The organism is Chlorobaculum thiosulfatiphilum (genome assembly GCF_006265165.1).
In the GTDB taxonomy this organism is placed as follows: Bacteria; Bacteroidota; Chlorobiia; order Chlorobiales; family Chlorobiaceae; genus Chlorobaculum; species Chlorobaculum thiosulfatiphilum.
In genome coordinates this window covers 33545-51622 of sequence record NZ_VDCH01000003.1, presented here as the reverse complement: position 1 = coordinate 51622, position 18078 = coordinate 33545, and the positions used below count along the sequence as shown (strand labels likewise).

Sequence of the window (18078 nt, the reverse complement as noted above, 5' to 3'; positions counted from 1 at the left end):
CACAGTGTGTACAGGCCAGTTGCATAAAAAGGAGACTTTCTCGAAGATCATACCGAAAACGCTTGGACCAACAAGGGAAAATGCCCCCCTATCAAGAGACTAAAGCCTGTTAATGATAATTTTTCATGAACTATGCCTGGATCAGATAACCCATTAATTAGCAGTCGTTTACGGATGATAATCAGTTTAACTTTTTAAGTGACAAATACACATATTTTCCAAATGAGCAAACAGTACACACGCCCCCTCTTCTATCAGGATATGCCACAAACATCTGACAGTGGCCATTTACATCTCGACATTATTTGACAACCAGTTTCCTTGATCATCGCCAAGATCGAAACTTTCAACCTTCCATTTCTTGTCAAAACTATCGAATTTCAGTTTTGCTCGCACCCTGCCCTTCGTTTGACTTTCATCGGGCTTTCCTAACAGCTCAATACCGAAATCAGTCGGGGTCATCGAAAATGCAGCCATCACTAATCGACGAGGCTCTGGATTGTCTGCTTTCGGCTCTCCCAACAGGGTATTGCTGACAACCCGCTCAACCTTGACCGTTACGAGGTCAAAAAAGGCCATATCCTGTTCTTTTCGCTTTACTTTCTGTTCACCTGCGGGGGTAAGCGAAATCGTGTACCTAAGCGTCATTACATCAAATACCGATGATTTGTCCGTGAGGCTTATCAAGCCCGCCTGAGAAAGTTTTTTGGCCAGCTCAAGACGCCGGGGGTGGAATTTTTTGTTTTTTTGATTTTCTTTTCCCCCTAATGCAGCTTCAAATCCATCCATGAAGGTAACGCTACCTAGGGGTACACCTGTGTTAAAAAGCTCAGTCAGAATTTGTTGCTCGATCACCTCGGCCGCAGCACCATCGGAAAGACTGTCTTTGCCACTGCACGCAACAAGTTGGAGCACCAGCACTATCAGCGCCAGATGCACAAACCAACCACGTAAAATATTATTATACATATACATAACTTCTATTATCACGTTAAAGTTATTGTTGCACAAACAGCGATAAAAGAGTAAATCAGTTGCTGCTTTTAGATTTTAATTTCAGATAAAACTGAATTCTCCATCTCGAATCACCAACTCAATGCGCCGCTATCTTGCTGATTTTCTTGATGACCGCGTTGCCTTGCAACGGCTTGTGAATCAGCACCGTTGCCGGATACCAGTCCGTGCCGGGATACACAACCCTGGCATTGCAGAAAAATTCGTAGTTCATGCCTGCAACCACCTGCTTTCTGACAACAAGAGGCTCATAACCCACACCCGCGAGGCCAGCCATGGTCTCTTTGAATACTGCCCGATCCGTGGCTGAAAGCATGTCAAACTTCGACCAGCCTCCTGCTTTTGGAACCTCCTTGACAACCTTCTTCTCAGGTGCAGGAGCAGCTTTTCGGGAAACCGGGGCTGATGAGTCAGCCGCAAACGATGTGCTCCATAAAAAGCCACTGAGGCCAAGCACGATAACGAGAGCTGGAAAAAATCTCTGTTTCATTGCAGTCTGCGTTTGTTATTGGTTAATGAACCATTACGCCCTTCACGCATCTCTTGCGAAGCGCTGATTTTTCTCGATGCACTTCGAAAACAGCGGCTGATCGAACGTTCAATGGAGCCTGAGTCGCAGGAAGCTGTCCAGGAGAAAATCCGGTATGAATAACCTTCTGCTTACTTTTAAAAGAAAAAGGTAGCTCTTTTCCCCTTTGCTTTTCAGAGAAAGAAAATTTTTTCCCCGAGCGCGTGTTCGAGTTGCGCCATGTAGTCGTCGTGGGGAATTTCGATGGCGCCGAGGCTTTCGAGGTGGGGGTTCATGATCTGGGCGTCGAGCAGGAGGTAGCCCTTCCGCCTGAGATGGGCCACCAGCCAGGCGAAGGCGACCTTCGAGGCGTTGGGGCGGATGAAAAACATCGACTCGCCGAAAAATGCCCCACCCATGGAGATGCCGTACAGGCCTCCGGCAAGCTCGCCATCCTGCCAGCTCTCGATGCTGTGCGCCACGCCGAGGCGGCGCAGTTTGAGAAACACTTCGATGATCTCCTCCGAAAGCCAGGTCTCCTCTTCGGTCGAGCGGGGCAGCGAGCAGGCGCGAATCACCCGCTCGAAGGCCGAGTCGATTTTGATGGTGAAGCGCTTTTCGCCGATGACGCGCCGGAGGCTTCGCGACGGGCGAAAAGCGTCGAGCGGCACCACGGCCCGCTGGTAGGGCTGACACCAGCTCACCGTTCCCTCGCGCGAGTCGGCCATCGGAAAAAAGCCGTGCCGGTAGGCGCGAAGCACATCCTCGACCCGTATCATACTGTACTGCTTTGTAATGCGTTACTCATGCGCTCGCAGATGTTCCGGCTTTACGAGCAATTCGTCGACCCGCCGTTTCGGCACGTGGTGGATGCCGTGCTTGTCGCGCCAGTAGCGGATGTCGCCGCCCGGCCCGATCTGGTCGATCACGACCGTCTCGGCGGGCTTGCCGAGCGCGATCACCAGCAGCACCGTCCAGCCATCGGGAATGCCAAGCTCGCCCGCGAGCCGTTCGCGGTCGATGGCGGCGACGATGCAGCCACCCAGCTCCTTTTCAGCCGCGCCGAGCAGAATGGTCTGCGCCGCGATGCCGCTGTCGCAAGCCGCGCCCGCAGCGTCCTCGTTGCGACACACAACGACGAGCGCGGCGGCGGGACGCTCCCCCGCCTCGGGGCCGGGCCAATCCGCCAGATATCCGGCCCACTTCAGGCAGGGAAACACCTTGTCGAGAAAGTCGGCGCCCGTGACGGGCAGGAAGCGCAACGGCTGCCGGTTGGCCGCCGACGGCGTGTAGCAGACGAGCTCGACCAGCTCGCGGAGCGTTCCGTCGCTCACGTCAGCGCCTTCATCGAAACGCCGGATGGCGCGGCTCCGGGTCACCAGCTCCCTGAACTTCATGCTTTCGACTCCTCGCGACAGTGATCCTTCCAGGCCGCGTCGGTAAAGACCCGCAGGTCGCTCCACCGGCCCGAGGCGATCCACTCGGCGATGTAATCGACCGTTCTCGAATAGTTGAGCGGCTTGCCCGACTCCATGGCGAGCCACTCCCTGAGCACATCGCCATCGAGCGTGTGCATCGACATGCCGTAACCGAGCTGCACCATCGCCAGCGCGTTGGACTCCTGCTCGATCTGCCCGTCGAGCGGACGAAGCAGCATCTTCTTACCGAGATGCAACGCCTCGCCCGGCAGCTCGAAGCCCGCGTTGCAGACCACGCCGGAGCACTCCATCAGGTCGCGCAGGAATCCCTCCCGCGAGTAGCCCCGAAAGGAGAGATGGCCATCGTCGCGATCCTCCGTCACCTTGCCGTAAATGAAAAAGCGATTGGCCTCGAAAGGCTTCAGAAAAGCTTCGATATCCTCAACCTCCTCGAAGGGCAGGTAAACCAGAATTTTCCGCGAATCCTCCTCTGGGCGGGCGGCGCAATAGAGCGTTTCGGGAATGACCGGCGGAAAGATCGGCTGGTTGAAGTGATCCCAATGCAGACCGGCATGGTAACGCGCCGGAGCGAAGTTGAGCAGGGTGTAACGCTCGAACAAGCTGCCCCGCGCGATGGGGATATGAAACGGAAAGGCGTACTGGTGGCCGAACCCGATGCTCACGATGCCCTTGAGCCGCGCCGCCATCGAGGTGACCGGTTCGAAATCGGTGATCACCAGATCGACGCCAGCGGTATCGATGGTCAAGGCATCGGCCCAGAGGCTGACGAAATCGAGCTGAAACATGGTCTCAATGTAGTTCATCTTGCCACGATGCGTCACCAGGGTAAAGCCCTTGAACACCTTGTAAGGAGCGAACACTTCGATCTCGCGAAGCTCCTCCTCCTTTCTGCCGCTGATGATAACCTGAACCTCGTGACCATCCTCCTTGAGCTTTCTGACCAGCTCCCTGCTTCTGCTGATATGGCCGTTCCCTGTTCCCTGAACGCCGAAAAGGATCTTCATGCACTGCGTTTGTTTAATGCCTGCCGCCGGACGTCCCGTTGCGGCCAAGACGGATGTCAATAGCTTAAAATTACAATTATTACGGAAATATAGAACAGCTCGGCCATGCCGTAACGCAGTTGCATCAAAGATCAAGCGACGGCGCGAGAGAAGCGGTGAAAAGTGTTAGTTTACGAAAGCCCGGCCCGAAAGCCCGCGATGCGCTCAAGCAATCTTTTCATGCCTGTTTTTCGATGGAAATCAAGACCGACATTCTTCTCGGCGACTGCAAGGAGATTCTGAAAACGCTGCCAGACGATTCGGTGGATCTCGTCTTCACCTCGCCGCCCTACGCCGACCAGCGGAAAAAGACCTACGGCGGCATCCATCCCGATCGCTATGTCGAGTGGTTCCTGCCAATATCGGCGGAGCTGAAGCGGGTGCTCAAACCAACCGGCACTTTCATCCTCAACATCAAGGAAAAAGTGGTCAACGGCGAGCGCAGCACCTACGTGATGGAGCTGATCATCGAAATGCGGCGGCAGCAGGGGTGGCTCTGGACCGAGGAGTTTATCTGGCACAAGAAAAATTGCTACCCCGGCAAATGGCCGAACCGCTTCAGGGATTCGTGGGAGCGCCTCATCCAGTTCAACAAGAACCGGCAATTCTCCATGTATCAGGAAGCGGTCATGGTGCCGATGGGCGACTGGTCGAAAACGCGCCTGAAAAATCTCAGCGAAACGGACAAGACCCGCGACGAATCGAAAGTTGGCAGCGGCTTCGGCAAGAACATCTCCAACTGGCTCCAGCGCGACATGGCCTACCCGACCAACGTGCTGCACCTGGCCACCGAGTGCAACAACAAAAACCACAGCGCGGCCTTCCCCGAAGGATTGCCGGAGTGGTTCATCAAACTCTTCACGAAAGAGGGCGACACCGTGCTCGACCCCTTCATGGGTTCCGGCACCACCAATTTCGTCGCCCAGCGGATGAAACGCAACTCCATCGGCATCGAAATCATGCCGGAGTATCACGAGATGGTTGAAAACGAACTCAAGCCGGTGGAACTCTATCTGCTTGATAAAAAGGACAGTTATGCCCCAACTGAACCTCGGCGACGTATCGAACTACGTTGAAGAAAACATCGGCCTCTTTCACCAGAAAAGAATCGCCAGCCTCGACAGCCTGCGCCTTTCGACAGTACTGAAACGGAAGAACCCTTACCTGTTCAAGGCCAAGCACATGCAGACCGCCGAGCAGATCGTGCGCGGACTGGTCGATGCGCATATTTCCTCGAACGAGGAGACCGTTTTTGGAGACTGGCTCGAAGGACTCGCCATTTTTATCAATGCGATAGTTTTCAACGGCAGGAAATCGGGCATTCCGGGCATCGATCTCGAATTCGACCGTGATGGCTGCCGTTACATCGTCAACATCAAATCCGGCCCGAACTGGGGAAACAGCAGTCAAATCAAAAAGATGATCGGGGATTTCAGGACCGCACACAAAACGCTTCGCACCAGCAATTCCGGAATACAGGTGATAGCGGTCAATGGATGCTGTTACGGGCGAGACAGAAATCCCGACAAGGGCGACTATTTCAAATATTGCGGGCAGGATTTCTGGGCGTTCATTTCGGGAGAAGCGGAGCTTTACACCAACATTATCGAACCGCTTGGCCACAAGGCGCAGGGAAAAAACGAGGAGTTCCAGCAATCCTACGCGCAGATGCTCAACCGCTTCACGCTAGAGTTCGGCAAAGAGTACTGCAACGAAAACGGCGCGATCGACTGGGCGAAGCTCGTGCGCTTCAACTCCTCGGCTGGGCGCGGGTAGCTTTTTGGCGCAGGTTCGGTGCAGTGTGGACGACGTGGACGCGGTGGACGGAGGAGAAGCCGGGAGGAATTCCGGATGCCGCGCTTCTGTCATGCTGAGCGAAGCGAAGCATCCAGTCAGACAGCTTCATTCACACCACTTTCAAATTGGCGTACTGCACCATCAGCGTTTTTTCTCCGGCGGTGCGGAAGTTGATTTTCACCTTCTGCTTCGCGCCGCTGCCCTGCACTTCGAGCACCGTGCCGGGGCCAAAAATGGCGTGTTGTACTTTCGTGCCGACGCGATACGCGCTTTTGGCCGCGCCGGTGGGGGCTGCCGATCCGGCGGGCTTGACGGTCGGCACTTTGGCTGACGGGCTTCCGGGCTGCGGCCTGAGCGAGGAGCCGAAGACCGGACGTCCGGCCATGGCTGTTGCGGCAACCTTTTTCGGACTCTCGGAGAGCTTGCGGCCCCCTTCCGTGACGATGATGTCGGGGTCAATTTCGTTGATGAAGGTCGAGCGCAGACACATCTGCGGCTGGCCGTACATGTAGCGGCTCTGCGCCCACGACAGGAAGAGCTTTTCGCGGGCGCGGGTGATCGCCACGTAAAAGAGCCGCCGCTCCTCCTCCACCTCGCTTGGCTCGTAGCTGTTGAGCGGAAAGAGCTTCTCCTCCATACCGGTAACGAACACCACCGGGAATTCGAGTCCCTTCGCCGCGTGCACGGTCATGAGCGAGACGTAATTGTCCGACTCCTGCGTTTCGTCGTAGTCCGAGGCGAGCGAGATGGTCGAGAGGAAGTCGCCGAGCGTGGCCGACGAGGGGTTGTGGTCGGCGAAGTCCCGCGTCATGGAAAGCAGCTCTTGCAGGTTCTCGTGCCGGGCGAGCGACTCCGGGGTGTTCTCCTCCTTCAGCAGCGAGAGCAGGCCGGTCGTATCGTAGAGCATCGAGAGCACGTCGTAGGCTGTGCCCTCCTCGGCCTGCCTGCGCATCGCCTCGATGAGGCTCGCGAACTGCGTGAGCGCGCCAACAAGCCGCGCCTGGAATCCACCCTCGCCCGCGCGGCGCACCGCGTCGTAGAGCGAAATGTTCTGCTCCTCGGCGAACTCCTTCAACTTGTTGATGCTCACGTCGCCGATCTTGCGCGGCGGAAAGTTGATCACCCGCAGGAGCGACTCGCTGTCGCGGTCGTTCAGGACGAGCCGCATGTAGGCCACGGCGTCCTTGATCTCCTTGCGCTTGTAGAACGACACGCTGCCGAAAATCTTGTAGGGAATGCGGTTCTGGCGCATCACGTCCTCGATCACGCGCGACTGGGCGTTGGTGCGGTAGAAGATCGCGAAGGCGCGGTACTCGGCCCCGTTGGCGAGGCGGATCGAGCGGATGCAGTCGCCCACCTTTTCGGCCTCGCGCCGCTCGTTGTACGCCTCGATGAGCGTGATCGGCTCGCCCGTGCCCGCGTTGGCCACCAGCTCCTTTTTGATCTGGCGCTGGTTGCGGCTGATGACGTTGTTGGCCGCCTGCAAAATCGTCTTGGTGCTGCGGTAGTTATCGACCAGCTTGAAGAGCTGCGCGTCGCCGTAATCGTCGTTGAAGTTGAGCATGTTGGAGATGTCCGCCCCGCGCCACGAGTAGATCGACTGCGCGTCGTCGCCCACGACGAAAATATTGCGGTGTTTGGCGGCGATCATCTTCGCCACGAGGTACTGCACCCGGTTGGTGTCCTGGTACTCGTCGATGAGCAGGTAGCGGAAGTACTCCTGCAACTGCTCAAGCACTTGCGGATGCTCGGTGAACAGCTCGATGGGCTTGATGAGCAGGTCGTCGAAGTCGAGCGCGTTGTTCTCGCGCAGCCGCTGCACGTAGCGCTCATAGACCAGCGCAATTTTCTGGTACTGGTCGTCGATGGCTTTGCGATGAAACTCCGGCGGCAGCACGAAGTTGTTTTTCGACTTGCTGATGGTCGAGTGCACCAGGTTCACCGGCAGCGTTTCGGGCGACAGGTTCAGCTCCTTCATGCACTGCTTGACGAGGCTCTTGCTGTCGTCGGCGTCGAAGATCGAGAAGTTGCGGTCGTAGCCGATCAGGTGGATGTAGCTGCGAAGCAGCCGTGCGAAGACGGAGTGGAAGGTGCCGATCCAGAGGCTGGATGAGCTGCCCTGTTCGAGGATGCCGTCGATGCGGTGGCGCATCTCGCCCGCCGCCTTGTTGGTAAACGTCAGTGCGAGGATGTTTTGCGGCGAAACCCGTTGGTTGCGGATGAGGTGCGCGATGCGGAAGGTGATGACTCGCGTCTTGCCCGAACCCGCGCCCGCAAGCACCATCACGGGGCCTTCGGTAGCGAGGACGGCCTCACGCTGGACGTCGTTGAGTTCCCGGAGAAAATCTGTCAAAGCTTCTGAAAATTACAGGTTAGCGGCTCGCGCTCCCGACCGGGACACGGCAAGCCATCACAAAGCTCAGGAGAATTTCGCACATCCGGGTTGCAATTACAAGGGTAGCCTGAAAAAGAGTCGTGAGCGTATTGACATCGTTGAAAAGGGCTGCCGGAGCCAACACAGTAACCAGCCTCCCCCCTCATCCTAAAACCAGCTTTTCGGTCTTCGACGCCATGATAACGTCGTTCAGGTGGATGCCGCCGATGGTGTGCGTCCACCACGAAACGGTCACTTTGCCCCATTCGGTCAGGAGCGCCGGATGGTGCCCCTCGGATTCGGCAAGCTGGCCTACCCTGACGGTGAAGTCGAGCGCATCCTTGAAATCCTTGAAACTGAAAACCCTGACCAACTTCGGGGTTCCGGAATCATCAATCACTTTCCACTCCGGAAGGTAGGAAAGTTGCCGCTCAAGCTCATCCTGGGCCATTGGAGCTTCCGCCCCTTCGCAGGGCACGCAATGCTTGTTTTCGAGCTGTGTCATGATGTGTTCTCCTGTCTTGGTTTCCGCGGATCAGGCCCGCCGCCTGCTGAACATGTTGCCGGAATACTGCGCTGCCTTTTGGCTATCTCAACGGCGCCATCCGCCCCAGAGTTGCACGCTGCCTATTTCAGGAAACCGTAAAACATCCCATCGCCCCCTATCTTTTTGGTTTTCCTTGCTATATTAGGCATCCAAAATTTCCGGCCACGACACTGGCCGCCTCCGCTCAACTGGTACAGGCATGTTTCCTCTTGTTTACGAAATCAATACGCGAGTCTGGCTGAAAGATATTTCGGCGAGGCTTGGCCATCCTGTCACCCTTGAAGCGGTGCCCGATGAGGAGTTGCAGATACTGCTCGACGGCAAGTTCACCCATGTCTGGCTCATGGGCGTGTGGAGGCCGAGCCGCTTCAGCGCGGCCATTGCGGCGTCGCACCAGGGACGCCCGGAACTGCTCGATCACCTCAAGGATCTGCAACCCGAGGACATCGTCAGCTCGCCCTACTCCATCCCCGCCTACGAGGTCAGCGAAACCATCGGCGGCCACGAGGCGCTCGTGGCGTTCCGCCAGCGCCTTGCCGGCATGGGCGTCAAGCTGATGCTCGATTTCGTGCCGAACCACATGGCGCTCGACAACCGCTGGCTGCCGGAGCATCCCGAATTTTTCGTCACCGTTTCGAAGCACGAGCAGTGCCATGACCCGTCATCCTGCTTCGAGTACACCAGAGGCAAATACCTGGCGCACGGCAAAGACCCGTACTTCCCGCCGTGGAGCGACACGTTACAGATCAACTACGCCAATCCGGCCACGCACGAGATGATGATTCACAATCTTTCGCACATCAGCGACCTGTGCGATGGCGTAAGATGTGATGTAGCCATGCTGATTTTGAAGGATGTATTCAACACCACCTGGGAAAATCTGGCCGGAAAAATGACCGAGGAGTTCTGGCCGAAAGCGATCCAGGCGATCCGGAAGAAGCATCCGGAGTTCCTCTTTCTGGCCGAATCGTACTGGAACCGCGAGTGGGAGTTGCAGCAGATGGGGTTCGATTTCACCTACGACAAGCCATTTTACGACTATCTCGGCGCGTCGCCGGTCAATGTGGCGAAGCTCAAGGGCCACCTGCTCGCCGACTGGAACTACCAGGAAAAGCTGTGCCGGTTCATCGAAAACCACGACGAAGTTCGCGCCTCGGAGCGCTTCGGCCCGAACCACGCCGTCGCGGCGCTGGTGATGCTCACCTCGCCCGGCATGAACCTGCTGCACCAGGGTCAACTGTTTGGCCTGAAGAAAAAAATCCCCGTGCAGCTCATCCGCCACTCGAAAGAGCCGTCACACAAAGCGCTTCTGCACCTGTACCTCCAGCTCTTCGAATTCCACCGCGAAACAGTGTTTCAGGAGGGCCATACCGAGTGGCTCGAACTGAACACCAACGGCCAGTCGCTCTGTTTCGGCTACTGCCGCACGATTCCGGGCGTCCATGCCTTCATTCTGGCCAACTTCTCGGCCACCGGCATCGACACGCGCGTCAACCATCCGGCGCTCGCCGGGCTGGAAGATTCCGAACTCACCGCTTTTTCGACCCGTTTCCCGGAGCGTCCCCATGAACGCCAACTCGCCGCTTCGTCCCTCAGCATTCGCCTCGCGCCTCACGAGGGGGTGCTGCTCATAGCCAAAACCAGCTAACGCGGCCCAACCGGCGTTTTCCACCATCCCATTTTCGAACGCGCATCCATGAACTACCATATCACCACCATCGCCTGTCAGACCACCCGGCCAATCGACATCATCGACATCACCGCCGAGGTGCGTTCGGCGCTCGAAGAGTCGGGCCTGCAACAGGGCACCCTCACGCTGCTCAGCCGCCACACCACCGCCTGCCTCAACATCAACGAGCGCGAGGAGCGGCTCATGCAGGACATGGCCACCTGGCTCAAGCGCTTCATCCCCAAGGACGGCGACTGGCTGCACAACATCGAAACGATTGATGGCCGCGACAACGCCCACTCGCACCTGCTGGGACTTTTCATGAACAGCTCGGAAACGATTCCGTTCTCCGAGGGCCAGCTCATGCTCGGCGAGTGGCAGTCGATCTTCTTCATTGAACTCGACGGCCCCCGCCCGAAGCGCGAGGTGCTGGTGCACATCCAGGGTGAATAATCGGGATCGGAATCGATATGGACAATCATTTCGATCATGCGTGAAATGATGCAATGTCTTTGTAGGGGTAACCCTTGCGGTTACCCTGTTACGGTACGGATGAACCCGAAACCGTGTTGATAGCCGGGCAACCGCAAGGGATTGCCCCTACGGAAAAATTTATCACGAACCGTCCCCCGATCCGGATTCCGATTTCGATGAATAGCGATAACCTCATATAATCAGCTACTCCCGCCCGGAACCGTGGGCTGATACAGGAGGTTAGAAGAACACAAGTATTTTCACCTGAACATCACTTCCCTGAAGCCATGGCAGACCTTGTCTCGACTCCGGCCACTGTGCCGCAGGCCTATCCGCTGCTTTCGTCCATCCACTCCCCCGCCGACCTCAAGAAGCTGAATTTGCACGAACTCGAACAGGTGGCCGCGGAGTGCCGGAAAAAGGTGATCGAGCTGGTCTCGCAGAATGGCGGACACTTCGGTTCGAGCCTCGGCGTCGTGGAGCTGACCGTGGCGCTGCACTACGTCTATAACAGCCCGACCGACCGGATCGTCTGGGATGTGGGCCATCAGGCCTACGTGCACAAAATTCTCACCGGACGGCTCGCGCAGATGGAGACCAATCGCCGCTACCACGGACTGGCGGGCTTCCCGAAGCGCAGCGAAAGTCCGCACGACGCCTTCGACACCGGCCACGCCTCGACCTCGATCTCGGCGGCGGCGGGCCTTGCGGCGGCGCGAGACCTGGCGGGGCGAAAGGAGAAGGTGGTGGCGATCATCGGCGACGGCAGCCTCACCGGCGGCATGGCCTTCGAGGCGATGAACCACCTCGGCGATACGAAATCGGACGTGCTGGTCATCCTGAACGACAACCAGATGGCCATTTCGCCAAGCACCGGCGGCCTGAAGGACTACCTGGTCAACCTCACCCTGAACAAAACCTACAACCGCTTGCGCAAGTTCGTCTGGGACAGTATCTCCTTGCTGAACAACGATCTCGGCGAAACGGCCAAGCAGGCGGTGCACCGCATCGAGGACGGCATCAAGGCCGCCTTAACGCCCGGCGCGTACTTCGAGGCGCTCGGTTTCCGCTACTTCGGCCCCATCGACGGCCACAACATGGAGCAGCTCACCAAGGCGCTCCGCGAAATGCGGCAGCTCCACCACCCGAAGCTCTTGCACGTCATCACGACGAAAGGCAAGGGTTTCAAGCCCGCCGAGGACAACCAGCCCAAGTGGCACGCCAGCGCGGGCGGCTTCGACATCGAGACCGGCAAGAATATCAACGCCCCCGGCAAGCCCGCCAAACCGAAGTATCAGGAGGTGTTCGGCGAAGCGCTGGTGGAGCTGGCGCTGAAAGACCCGACCATCACGGCCATCACCGCCGCCATGCCGAGCGGCACCTCGCTCGACCTGTTCCAGCAAGCCATTCCGTCGCGCTTCTTTGACGTGGGCATCGCCGAGCAACATGCCGTCACCTTCGCGGCGGGAATGGCTTGCGGCGGCTTCAAGCCGGTGTTCGCGATCTACTCGACCTTTTTGCAACGCGCTTACGACCAGCTCATCCACGACGTCGCGCTGCAAAACCTGCACGTAATTTTCGCCATCGACCGCGCGGGCCTCGTCGGCGAAGACGGCCCGACCCATCACGGAGCGTTCGACCTCTCGTTCCTGAACGCCGTGCCGAACCTGGTGGTGATGGCCCCCGGCGACGAGCAGGAGTTGCGCGACATGCTCTACACGGCGCTCTACGAAATCAACGGCCCGGTCGCCATCCGCTACCCGCGAGGCAGCGGTAGCGGCGCAGTGCTGCACAAGGAGTTCACGCCGGTTCCGGTTGGCAAAGGGCGAATCTTGCGGGACGGCAAATCGGTCGCGCTGCTCGGCATTGGCACGATGAGCGCGCGGGCGCTCGAAACCGCCGCACTGCTCGATGCGGCGGGTCTCGATCCGCTGGTGTGCGACATGCGCTTCATCAAGCCGCTCGACATGGAGATGATCGACCTGGCCGCATCGCGCTGCTCGCACATCGTCACCATCGAGGAGAACAGTATCATCGGCGGCTTCGGCAGCAGCGTGACGAGCTACCTGAGCCACGCCCACCCCGGCGTGAAGTGCATGTCGTTCGGCCTCCCGGACGACTTCGTCACCCACGGCAGCATGGCTGAACTCTACCGCGAAGTCGGCCTCGACGCCGGAACGCTGGCAAGCAAAATTCTGGAGTTTTACGGGAACAAGGGGTAAAGCACGGTGTAGGGAATAATCAGACAGATCGGACGGATCGGTCTGAGGCATAATGGTGATTCTTCTGTAGGGGCAACCCTTGCGGTTGCCCTTTTCTGAAATACTGTGACATTTCCGCAAGGGCGAACACACAGGTTCGCCCCTACAGCTCCGGAATCCGGGCGGCCGCAAGGGCCGCCCCTACACCGCCACGCCGAACGGCAGCATCGGCAGCGCGAGCAGCACGAGCCGGAGCGAGAGGTTGGCGAAAATGCCGGCCAGCACGTCGTCGGTCATGATGCCCCAGCCGCCGGGGAGATTTTGGGCACGATCAACCGGACCGGGCTTGAGCACGTCGAAGAGCCGGAAGAGGATGAAGGACAATAAAACCGTGAGCGGCGAAAACGGGATGAAGAGCAGCGAAATCCACTGACCCGCCACCTCGTCGATCACCGCCTGCGACGGATCTTCGCCATACTCCTTCTCCATCACCCCGCTTGCCCAGACACCGATCACCGTCGAAAGCACGATCAGCAACGCGAGCAAGGGCAACTCACGAATCGCGGGCACATAAAGGTAAAGAAGCGCAGCGGCTCCGCTGGCGAAGGTGCCCGGAGCAAACGGCACGTATCCGATGCCGAAGGCGCTCCCGAAAATTCTGGCCAGCCATTTCTGCATGACGTCAGCGGCCTCCCGCCGGTTTGCGAACAAAAAGCGTCCGGTTGCTGATGAGATACGAAACGCCCGTCCAGACCGTGAAGAGCGTGATGGCGAGCATCACGTAATCGAGCCAGGGCGAATAGAGGATTTCATCCATGAGCGCCGCCGCCTTCGGGCCGAAAAAGCTCTGCTCTTTCAAAAGGATGAAGAGCATGATGAAATAGGCGAACAGGTTCTGGGCGAGAGTTTTGTACTTGGCCTCCTGGCTGGTCACCACGGGATGGTCGATATGCTCGGCCCAGACCCGCAGCCCCGTGACCATGATGTCGCGAGCGGCCACCAGCAGCACCATCCAGAGCGCCAGATACCCCTGCCAGACATAGAAAAGAAACGCCGAGGTGATGAGCAGCTTGTCGGCGAGAGGGTCGAGAAACGCGCCGAGCCGGGTGATCTGCCCGTACTTTCGCGCATGGTAGCCGTCGTAGATGTCCGTCAGCGACGCGACGACGAACACGATGACCCCCGCCAGCTTGTACCACGCGCCGGACTGCATGAGCAGAATCACGAAAACCGGCACAAGAACGATTCTCAGTATGGTGAGCTGGTTGGAAAAGGTCATGTTGGTGATGAAGGCTGATATTATTCCGACGCTGAGCGCTATCGATTCTGATAGCCCTGATTGTCATTCTGAGTCGGGCGAAGTCGGGACTTGCGCATGAGTTCGCTCCGTGCCATTCAGAATGACAAATTCTTGCCCGGACGTTCGCAAGGGCGAAAGATACTTCATCCCTCGCTTATTTTCAACGCCTGCGGCCATGCGCGGACGCAACTTTTGCAAGTGCCGCCTCAGCGCAGCTCCACCACCGTCACGCCCGCGCCTCCCTCCTGCCAGTCGCCGAGACGAAAGCTCTTGACGCGCGGGTGCTGCTTGAGAAATTCAGACGTGCGCAGCCGGAGCGCGCCGGAGCCTTTGCCGTGGATGATCGTGCCCGACGGCATCCGGCGCACGGCCAGCGCGTCGATGAAGCGCCCGATTTCGGCGATGGCCTCCTCGCCCGTCAGGCCGCGCAGGTCGAGGCGTGTCGATTCGAGCGGCGCCGACTGCACCGACCAGCTCTTTGCCGCCGCCGCGCCCGTCGTGGCATCCTTTTGCAGCTTCCTGGCTCCGGCGCGGGAAATCTTTTCGAGACCCCTGAGCGCGGTGGTCAGCCGGAAGTTGCCGCACCGCACCACGGCGGAGTCGCCCTGGATCAACTCCACCTCGCCGGTGGTGTTAGTGTCGCCGATCCTGACCGTGTCGCCGGGCCGGATGCTCAGGTCGGCCGCCGGGGCCAGCTCCCGCTCGACGGCCTCCTCCTTCGCCCCGGCCTCCTGTTTCATTCCGGCCAGCCGCGTCCGCGCCTTGTGCAGCGTGGCCTCGTCGCCGGGATGCTCCTTCACCTCGCGCACCAGATCGCGAATCTCCTTGCGGGCCTGTTCGAGCTGGCGGTCGAGGTCGCGCAGGCCGCGGCTTTTCAGCTCCTGCGTCTTTTTGCGCAGCTCCGCCTTTTCGGACGCGGCACTCGTGCGCATCGCGTCAAGCTCGCGGCGCTCCTTTTCGAGTCCCTCGACAAGCTGGCGGTTCTTCTCGACCCCCTGCCGGAAATCCTCGATCATCTCCTCCAGCCCCGCGTGGCCGCCTTCGAGAAAGCTCGTGGCGCTGCTGACGATCTCGTCCGAAAAGCCCATGCGCCGCATCATGGCGAAGGCGAAGCTGTTGCCCGGCACGCCTTTCAGGAAGCGGAAGGTCGGCGCGAGGCCGTGCTGGTCGAACTCCATCGCGCCGTTGACGACGCCCTCGCGCCGGTGGGCGTAGAGCTTCAGCTCGCCGAGGTGCGTCGTCACGATGGTCTTGACGCCGCGCGCGAGCAGCTCCTCGATCACCGCGCGGGCGATGGCGCTCCCCTCCTCGACGTCGGTGCCGGAGCACAGCTCGTCGATGAGCACGAGGCTGTCGGGCGCGGCGTGGTCGAGAATGTCGCGGATCGCCGAGAGGTGCGAGCTGAAGGTCGAAAGGTCGTTCTCGATCGACTGCTCGTCGCCGATTTCGATGAAGAGGCCGTTGAAGAGTGGAAAAACCGAGCTCTCGCTGCACGGCGCGAGGTAGCCGTGGCGCAACATGCAGACGAGCAGCCCGGCAGTCTTCATCGCCACTGACTTGCCCCCCGCGTTCGGCCCCGAAATGACCAGCGTGTGCTCCTCCTCGCCAAGCTCCAGATCGAGCGGAAAGACCTTCTCCTTCGAAAAACCGTGCGAAATGAAGAGCCACGGATGGTAGCCCTTGACGATCTTCAGCCGCCGCCCCGCCGAAATTTGCGGCAGCGTTGAGGCGGTCTCGACGGCGAGCCTCGCCCGCGCATAGAGCGAGTCGAAGGCGGCCATGATCCCCTCGTTGTGGCGCACGTTTTCCAGCTCCTGGCGCACCTGCGCGGAGAGCGCCTTGAGGATGCGCTCGATCTCGCGCCGCTCGGCGATTTCAAGTTCCTGAATCCGGTTGCTGATTTCGAGCGTTTCGGCGGGTTCGATGAAGACGGTCTGGCCGGTTTGCGAGTAGTCCTGGATGTAGCCGTGCAGCCGGTGCTTGTTCTCGACCCTGAACGCCAGCGCCTGCCGTCCGTTTTTGAGCGCCACGGTCTCCTCCATCAGCCACCCCTCGGCCTGGCAGCGCCGCAGGATGCGCTCCATCTTGCGCCGCAGTCCGTCACGCGCCTCGCCGAGGTTTTTGCGGATTTCGTAGAGGGCGTCGCTGGCCGTATCGCGCACCACGGCCCGCTCGTCGATAGCCTGCGAAATGGCGAACTGGATGCTCTTTTCGAGCCAGAGGCGGATGGTGAATTCGTTCAGTTCCACAAAGCGCTCGCGGCTGGCGAACATGAACTTGCGCAGTTGCGCGGCGCTTTGCAGGAGATGGAAAATATCGAGCAGCTCGGCGGCATCGAGCCAACTGTCGAGCACTTCGAGCTTGTCGAGCAAGTGGCGCGTATCGGGCAGGCGCGAAAACGGCAGCGGCTCGCCTTCGAGCAGAAAGTTCTTCAACTCAAGCACCCGCACGAGTTCCCGCTCGCACTCATCGGGAAGCCCCATCTCCATAACGAGATCGCTCCCCATCGCCGAGATGCAAAACCCCGCCGCATGACGCGCCACCTTGTCAAACTCAAGCTTTCTGAGCAGGGAGACTGATTCTTTCGTTGCCATTTCGTCCATATTCACCATAACACTGTTTCACTTCGTTCACACTACCGCCGCCAAGATAAAAGATAATCCTGAAAAAGGGTGAGGGCGAAGGATTTTGTTGGGGGATGAGGAAATGGGATAGTGATGCCGAGGAGCTTCGTCGAGCTGATAAAAAATCTGCGGTCTGTTGCGCTCAGATTGGCGGAACTATGTGGGGATTTTCTGATGAAACACTAAATTCTAAGTAATCAAAAATCCACGTCTTGCGCGGATCAATCTAATTAATGTTATACAGAGGTAAAAGTGAGCAAATCAGCTAAATTATTTGCCCTAGCAGAAAAACGTAAAGCAATAACTTATGAAGGGTACACTGCGATAGGAGATTATAACGGTGGAATATGGGAGTGTGATTATGTATCACCCTATAGCAAATCAGCTCATAATACTGATGCAGATATTCTCATAATCTTACAGGATTGGTGTTCAAAAGAAAGTTTTCAGGAAAATGTATGTCAGGAAACATTGGAATATGGGTATACCCCCTCCGTAAGAACAAACATAAAACTTAAAAAATTACTTAAAAAACATCTTAATGTAACTTTTGAGCAAACATATGCAACCAATCTTTTTCCATATATAAAACCTGGCCCAATGGATGCGTACATTCCCAAAAAAGATCTACTTAAAGCCGCAAAAGATTTTACTTTACCTATCATTGAAATTATTAAACCGCAAATTGCAATATGTCTTGGAAGAGCTACATTTGATGCAATCAGAAAGGCTTGCGGTTTAGAATCTGTAAAAGACATGGAAGAAGCAGTAAAATCACATTTTTCACACCAAGGCACGGAAATTTTTTTTCAAGCCCATACAGGCCCACATGGTCAAAACTACAGAAATAGAAATGGTGTTGATAGGGTTTCACAAGACTGGCAAGTGATGCTACCGTATTTAAAAAATCGTATAACCAGTAAATCCACCTGACCGCAAACAGCGGCATGCTATGCTTCCTGACTTGCCCCTCAACACGTCCGCTGCCACACTCTGGATTGCTGCGCCGCTATGCTTACGGCTGGTGATTTTTACGTCATTCTGGTTGGCACAAATAATCGCCTGAGAGAAAAAAGTCTGACTCCCAA

The 18078-nt window shown here is 57.7% G+C and carries 16 protein-coding genes; 6 read left to right on the top strand and 10 right to left on the bottom strand.

Features of this window, described 5'->3' with window-relative positions; all coding sequences use genetic code 11:
- Positions 1–288: 288 nt before the first annotated feature.
- The 5 genes from FGF66_RS02495 to FGF66_RS02475 all read right to left on the bottom strand — a co-directional run bounded on the left by FGF66_RS02495 (position 289) and on the right by FGF66_RS02475 (position 3965).
- On the bottom strand, positions 289–975 hold the full coding sequence (locus tag FGF66_RS02495; RefSeq protein ID WP_170181178.1) for a hypothetical protein: 687 nt from the start codon (positions 973–975) through the stop codon (positions 289–291).
- Between the two features lie 118 nt (positions 976–1093).
- On the bottom strand, positions 1094–1504 hold the full coding sequence (locus tag FGF66_RS13130) for a hypothetical protein (RefSeq protein WP_246046520.1): 411 nt from the start codon (positions 1502–1504) through the stop codon (positions 1094–1096).
- 212 nt (positions 1505–1716) lie between these two features.
- Positions 1717–2301, bottom strand: coding sequence for a leucyl/phenylalanyl-tRNA--protein transferase (aat, locus tag FGF66_RS02485; protein ID WP_139456123.1), 585 nt, complete (start codon positions 2299–2301; stop codon positions 1717–1719).
- A gap of 21 nt (positions 2302–2322) precedes the next feature.
- Positions 2323–2919 carry a nitroreductase family protein gene (locus FGF66_RS02480; protein ID WP_170181177.1) on the bottom strand — a complete coding sequence of 199 codons (597 nt, stop codon included), beginning with the start codon at positions 2917–2919 and terminating at the stop codon, positions 2323–2325.
- Positions 2916–3965: a glycosyltransferase family protein gene (locus FGF66_RS02475; protein WP_170181176.1), complete on the bottom strand. Its 1050-nt coding sequence runs from the start codon at positions 3963–3965 to the stop codon at positions 2916–2918. Before FGF66_RS02475 ends, FGF66_RS02480 begins: the two co-directional genes overlap by 4 nt.
- Positions 3966–4198: 233 nt before the next feature.
- On the opposite strand from FGF66_RS02475, the gene FGF66_RS02470 reads away from it, so the two are divergent.
- Positions 4199–5080, top strand: a complete 882-nt coding sequence (locus tag FGF66_RS02470) for a DNA-methyltransferase (protein ID WP_139456121.1) — start codon at positions 4199–4201, stop codon at positions 5078–5080.
- Positions 5040–5780, top strand: coding sequence for a PmeII family type II restriction endonuclease (locus FGF66_RS02465; RefSeq protein ID WP_139456120.1), 741 nt, complete (start codon positions 5040–5042; stop codon positions 5778–5780). The genes FGF66_RS02470 and FGF66_RS02465 overlap by 41 nt, the downstream gene beginning before the upstream one ends.
- Before the next feature lie 130 nt (positions 5781–5910).
- On the opposite strand, the gene FGF66_RS02460 is transcribed toward FGF66_RS02465, so the two are convergent.
- Together FGF66_RS02460 and FGF66_RS02455 are read right to left on the bottom strand one after the other, a co-directional pair.
- A complete protein-coding gene (locus FGF66_RS02460; protein WP_139456119.1) occupies positions 5911–8154 on the bottom strand; it encodes an ATP-dependent helicase in 2244 nt (747 codons plus the stop codon).
- Between the two features lie 184 nt (positions 8155–8338).
- Positions 8339–8680 (bottom strand): 4a-hydroxytetrahydrobiopterin dehydratase, encoded by a 342-nt coding sequence (locus tag FGF66_RS02455; RefSeq protein ID WP_139456118.1) that lies wholly within the window; start codon positions 8678–8680, stop codon positions 8339–8341.
- A gap of 241 nt (positions 8681–8921) precedes the next feature.
- Between FGF66_RS02455 and FGF66_RS02445 the strand changes: the two genes are divergently transcribed.
- From FGF66_RS02445 to dxs, 3 genes are all read left to right on the top strand, one after another.
- Positions 8922–10370, top strand: a complete 1449-nt coding sequence (locus FGF66_RS02445; protein WP_170181175.1) for an alpha-amylase family glycosyl hydrolase — start codon at positions 8922–8924, stop codon at positions 10368–10370.
- Between the two features lie 48 nt (positions 10371–10418).
- Positions 10419–10844 carry a secondary thiamine-phosphate synthase enzyme YjbQ gene (locus FGF66_RS02440; RefSeq protein WP_139456117.1) on the top strand — a complete coding sequence of 142 codons (426 nt, stop codon included), beginning with the start codon at positions 10419–10421 and terminating at the stop codon, positions 10842–10844.
- A gap of 308 nt (positions 10845–11152) precedes the next feature.
- Positions 11153–13087, top strand: a complete 1935-nt coding sequence (gene dxs, locus FGF66_RS02435) for a 1-deoxy-D-xylulose-5-phosphate synthase (RefSeq protein WP_139456116.1) — start codon at positions 11153–11155, stop codon at positions 13085–13087.
- 180 nt (positions 13088–13267) lie between these two features.
- Here dxs and FGF66_RS02430 read toward each other — a convergent pair whose 3' ends face one another.
- The 3 genes from FGF66_RS02430 to FGF66_RS02420 all read right to left on the bottom strand — a co-directional run bounded on the left by FGF66_RS02430 (position 13268) and on the right by FGF66_RS02420 (position 16969).
- Positions 13268–13777, bottom strand: coding sequence for a phosphatidylglycerophosphatase A family protein (locus tag FGF66_RS02430; RefSeq protein WP_342779627.1), 510 nt, complete (start codon positions 13775–13777; stop codon positions 13268–13270).
- Positions 13749–14345 (bottom strand): CDP-diacylglycerol--glycerol-3-phosphate 3-phosphatidyltransferase, encoded by a 597-nt coding sequence (gene pgsA / locus FGF66_RS02425; RefSeq protein ID WP_139456115.1) that lies wholly within the window; start codon positions 14343–14345, stop codon positions 13749–13751. The genes FGF66_RS02430 and pgsA overlap by 29 nt, the downstream gene beginning before the upstream one ends.
- A gap of 227 nt (positions 14346–14572) precedes the next feature.
- Positions 14573–16969, bottom strand: a complete 2397-nt coding sequence (locus FGF66_RS02420) for an endonuclease MutS2 (RefSeq protein ID WP_139456114.1) — start codon at positions 16967–16969, stop codon at positions 14573–14575.
- A 273-nt stretch (positions 16970–17242) separates the two neighbouring features.
- On the opposite strand from FGF66_RS02420, the gene FGF66_RS02415 reads away from it, so the two are divergent.
- Positions 17243–17923, top strand: coding sequence for a uracil-DNA glycosylase family protein (locus FGF66_RS02415; protein ID WP_139456113.1), 681 nt, complete (start codon positions 17243–17245; stop codon positions 17921–17923).
- Positions 17924–18078: the final 155 nt, after the last annotated feature.

Excerpts from the sequence above, each read along its gene's own strand:
- dxs (WP_139456116.1), top strand. The coding sequence starts at position 11,153 with ATGGCAGACCTTGTCTCGACTCCGGCCACTGTGCCGCAGGCCTATCCG.
- FGF66_RS02455 (WP_139456118.1), bottom strand. The coding sequence starts at position 8,680 with ATGACACAGCTCGAAAACAAGCATTGCGTGCCCTGCGAAGGGGCGGAA.
- aat (WP_139456123.1), bottom strand. The coding sequence starts at position 2,301 with ATGATACGGGTCGAGGATGTGCTTCGCGCCTACCGGCACGGCTTTTTT.
- FGF66_RS02445 (WP_170181175.1), top strand. The coding sequence starts at position 8,922 with ATGTTTCCTCTTGTTTACGAAATCAATACGCGAGTCTGGCTGAAAGAT.
- FGF66_RS02420 (WP_139456114.1), bottom strand. The coding sequence starts at position 16,969 with ATGGACGAAATGGCAACGAAAGAATCAGTCTCCCTGCTCAGAAAGCTT.
- FGF66_RS02470 (WP_139456121.1), top strand. The coding sequence starts at position 4,199 with ATGGAAATCAAGACCGACATTCTTCTCGGCGACTGCAAGGAGATTCTG.
- FGF66_RS02465 (WP_139456120.1), top strand. The coding sequence starts at position 5,040 with ATGCCCCAACTGAACCTCGGCGACGTATCGAACTACGTTGAAGAAAAC.
- FGF66_RS13130 (WP_246046520.1), bottom strand. The coding sequence starts at position 1,504 with ATGAAACAGAGATTTTTTCCAGCTCTCGTTATCGTGCTTGGCCTCAGT.
- FGF66_RS02440 (WP_139456117.1), top strand. The coding sequence starts at position 10,419 with ATGAACTACCATATCACCACCATCGCCTGTCAGACCACCCGGCCAATC.
- FGF66_RS02495 (WP_170181178.1), bottom strand. The coding sequence starts at position 975 with ATGTATATGTATAATAATATTTTACGTGGTTGGTTTGTGCATCTGGCG.
- pgsA (WP_139456115.1), bottom strand. The coding sequence starts at position 14,345 with ATGACCTTTTCCAACCAGCTCACCATACTGAGAATCGTTCTTGTGCCG.
- FGF66_RS02480 (WP_170181177.1), bottom strand. The coding sequence starts at position 2,919 with ATGAAGTTCAGGGAGCTGGTGACCCGGAGCCGCGCCATCCGGCGTTTC.
- FGF66_RS02475 (WP_170181176.1), bottom strand. The coding sequence starts at position 3,965 with ATGAAGATCCTTTTCGGCGTTCAGGGAACAGGGAACGGCCATATCAGC.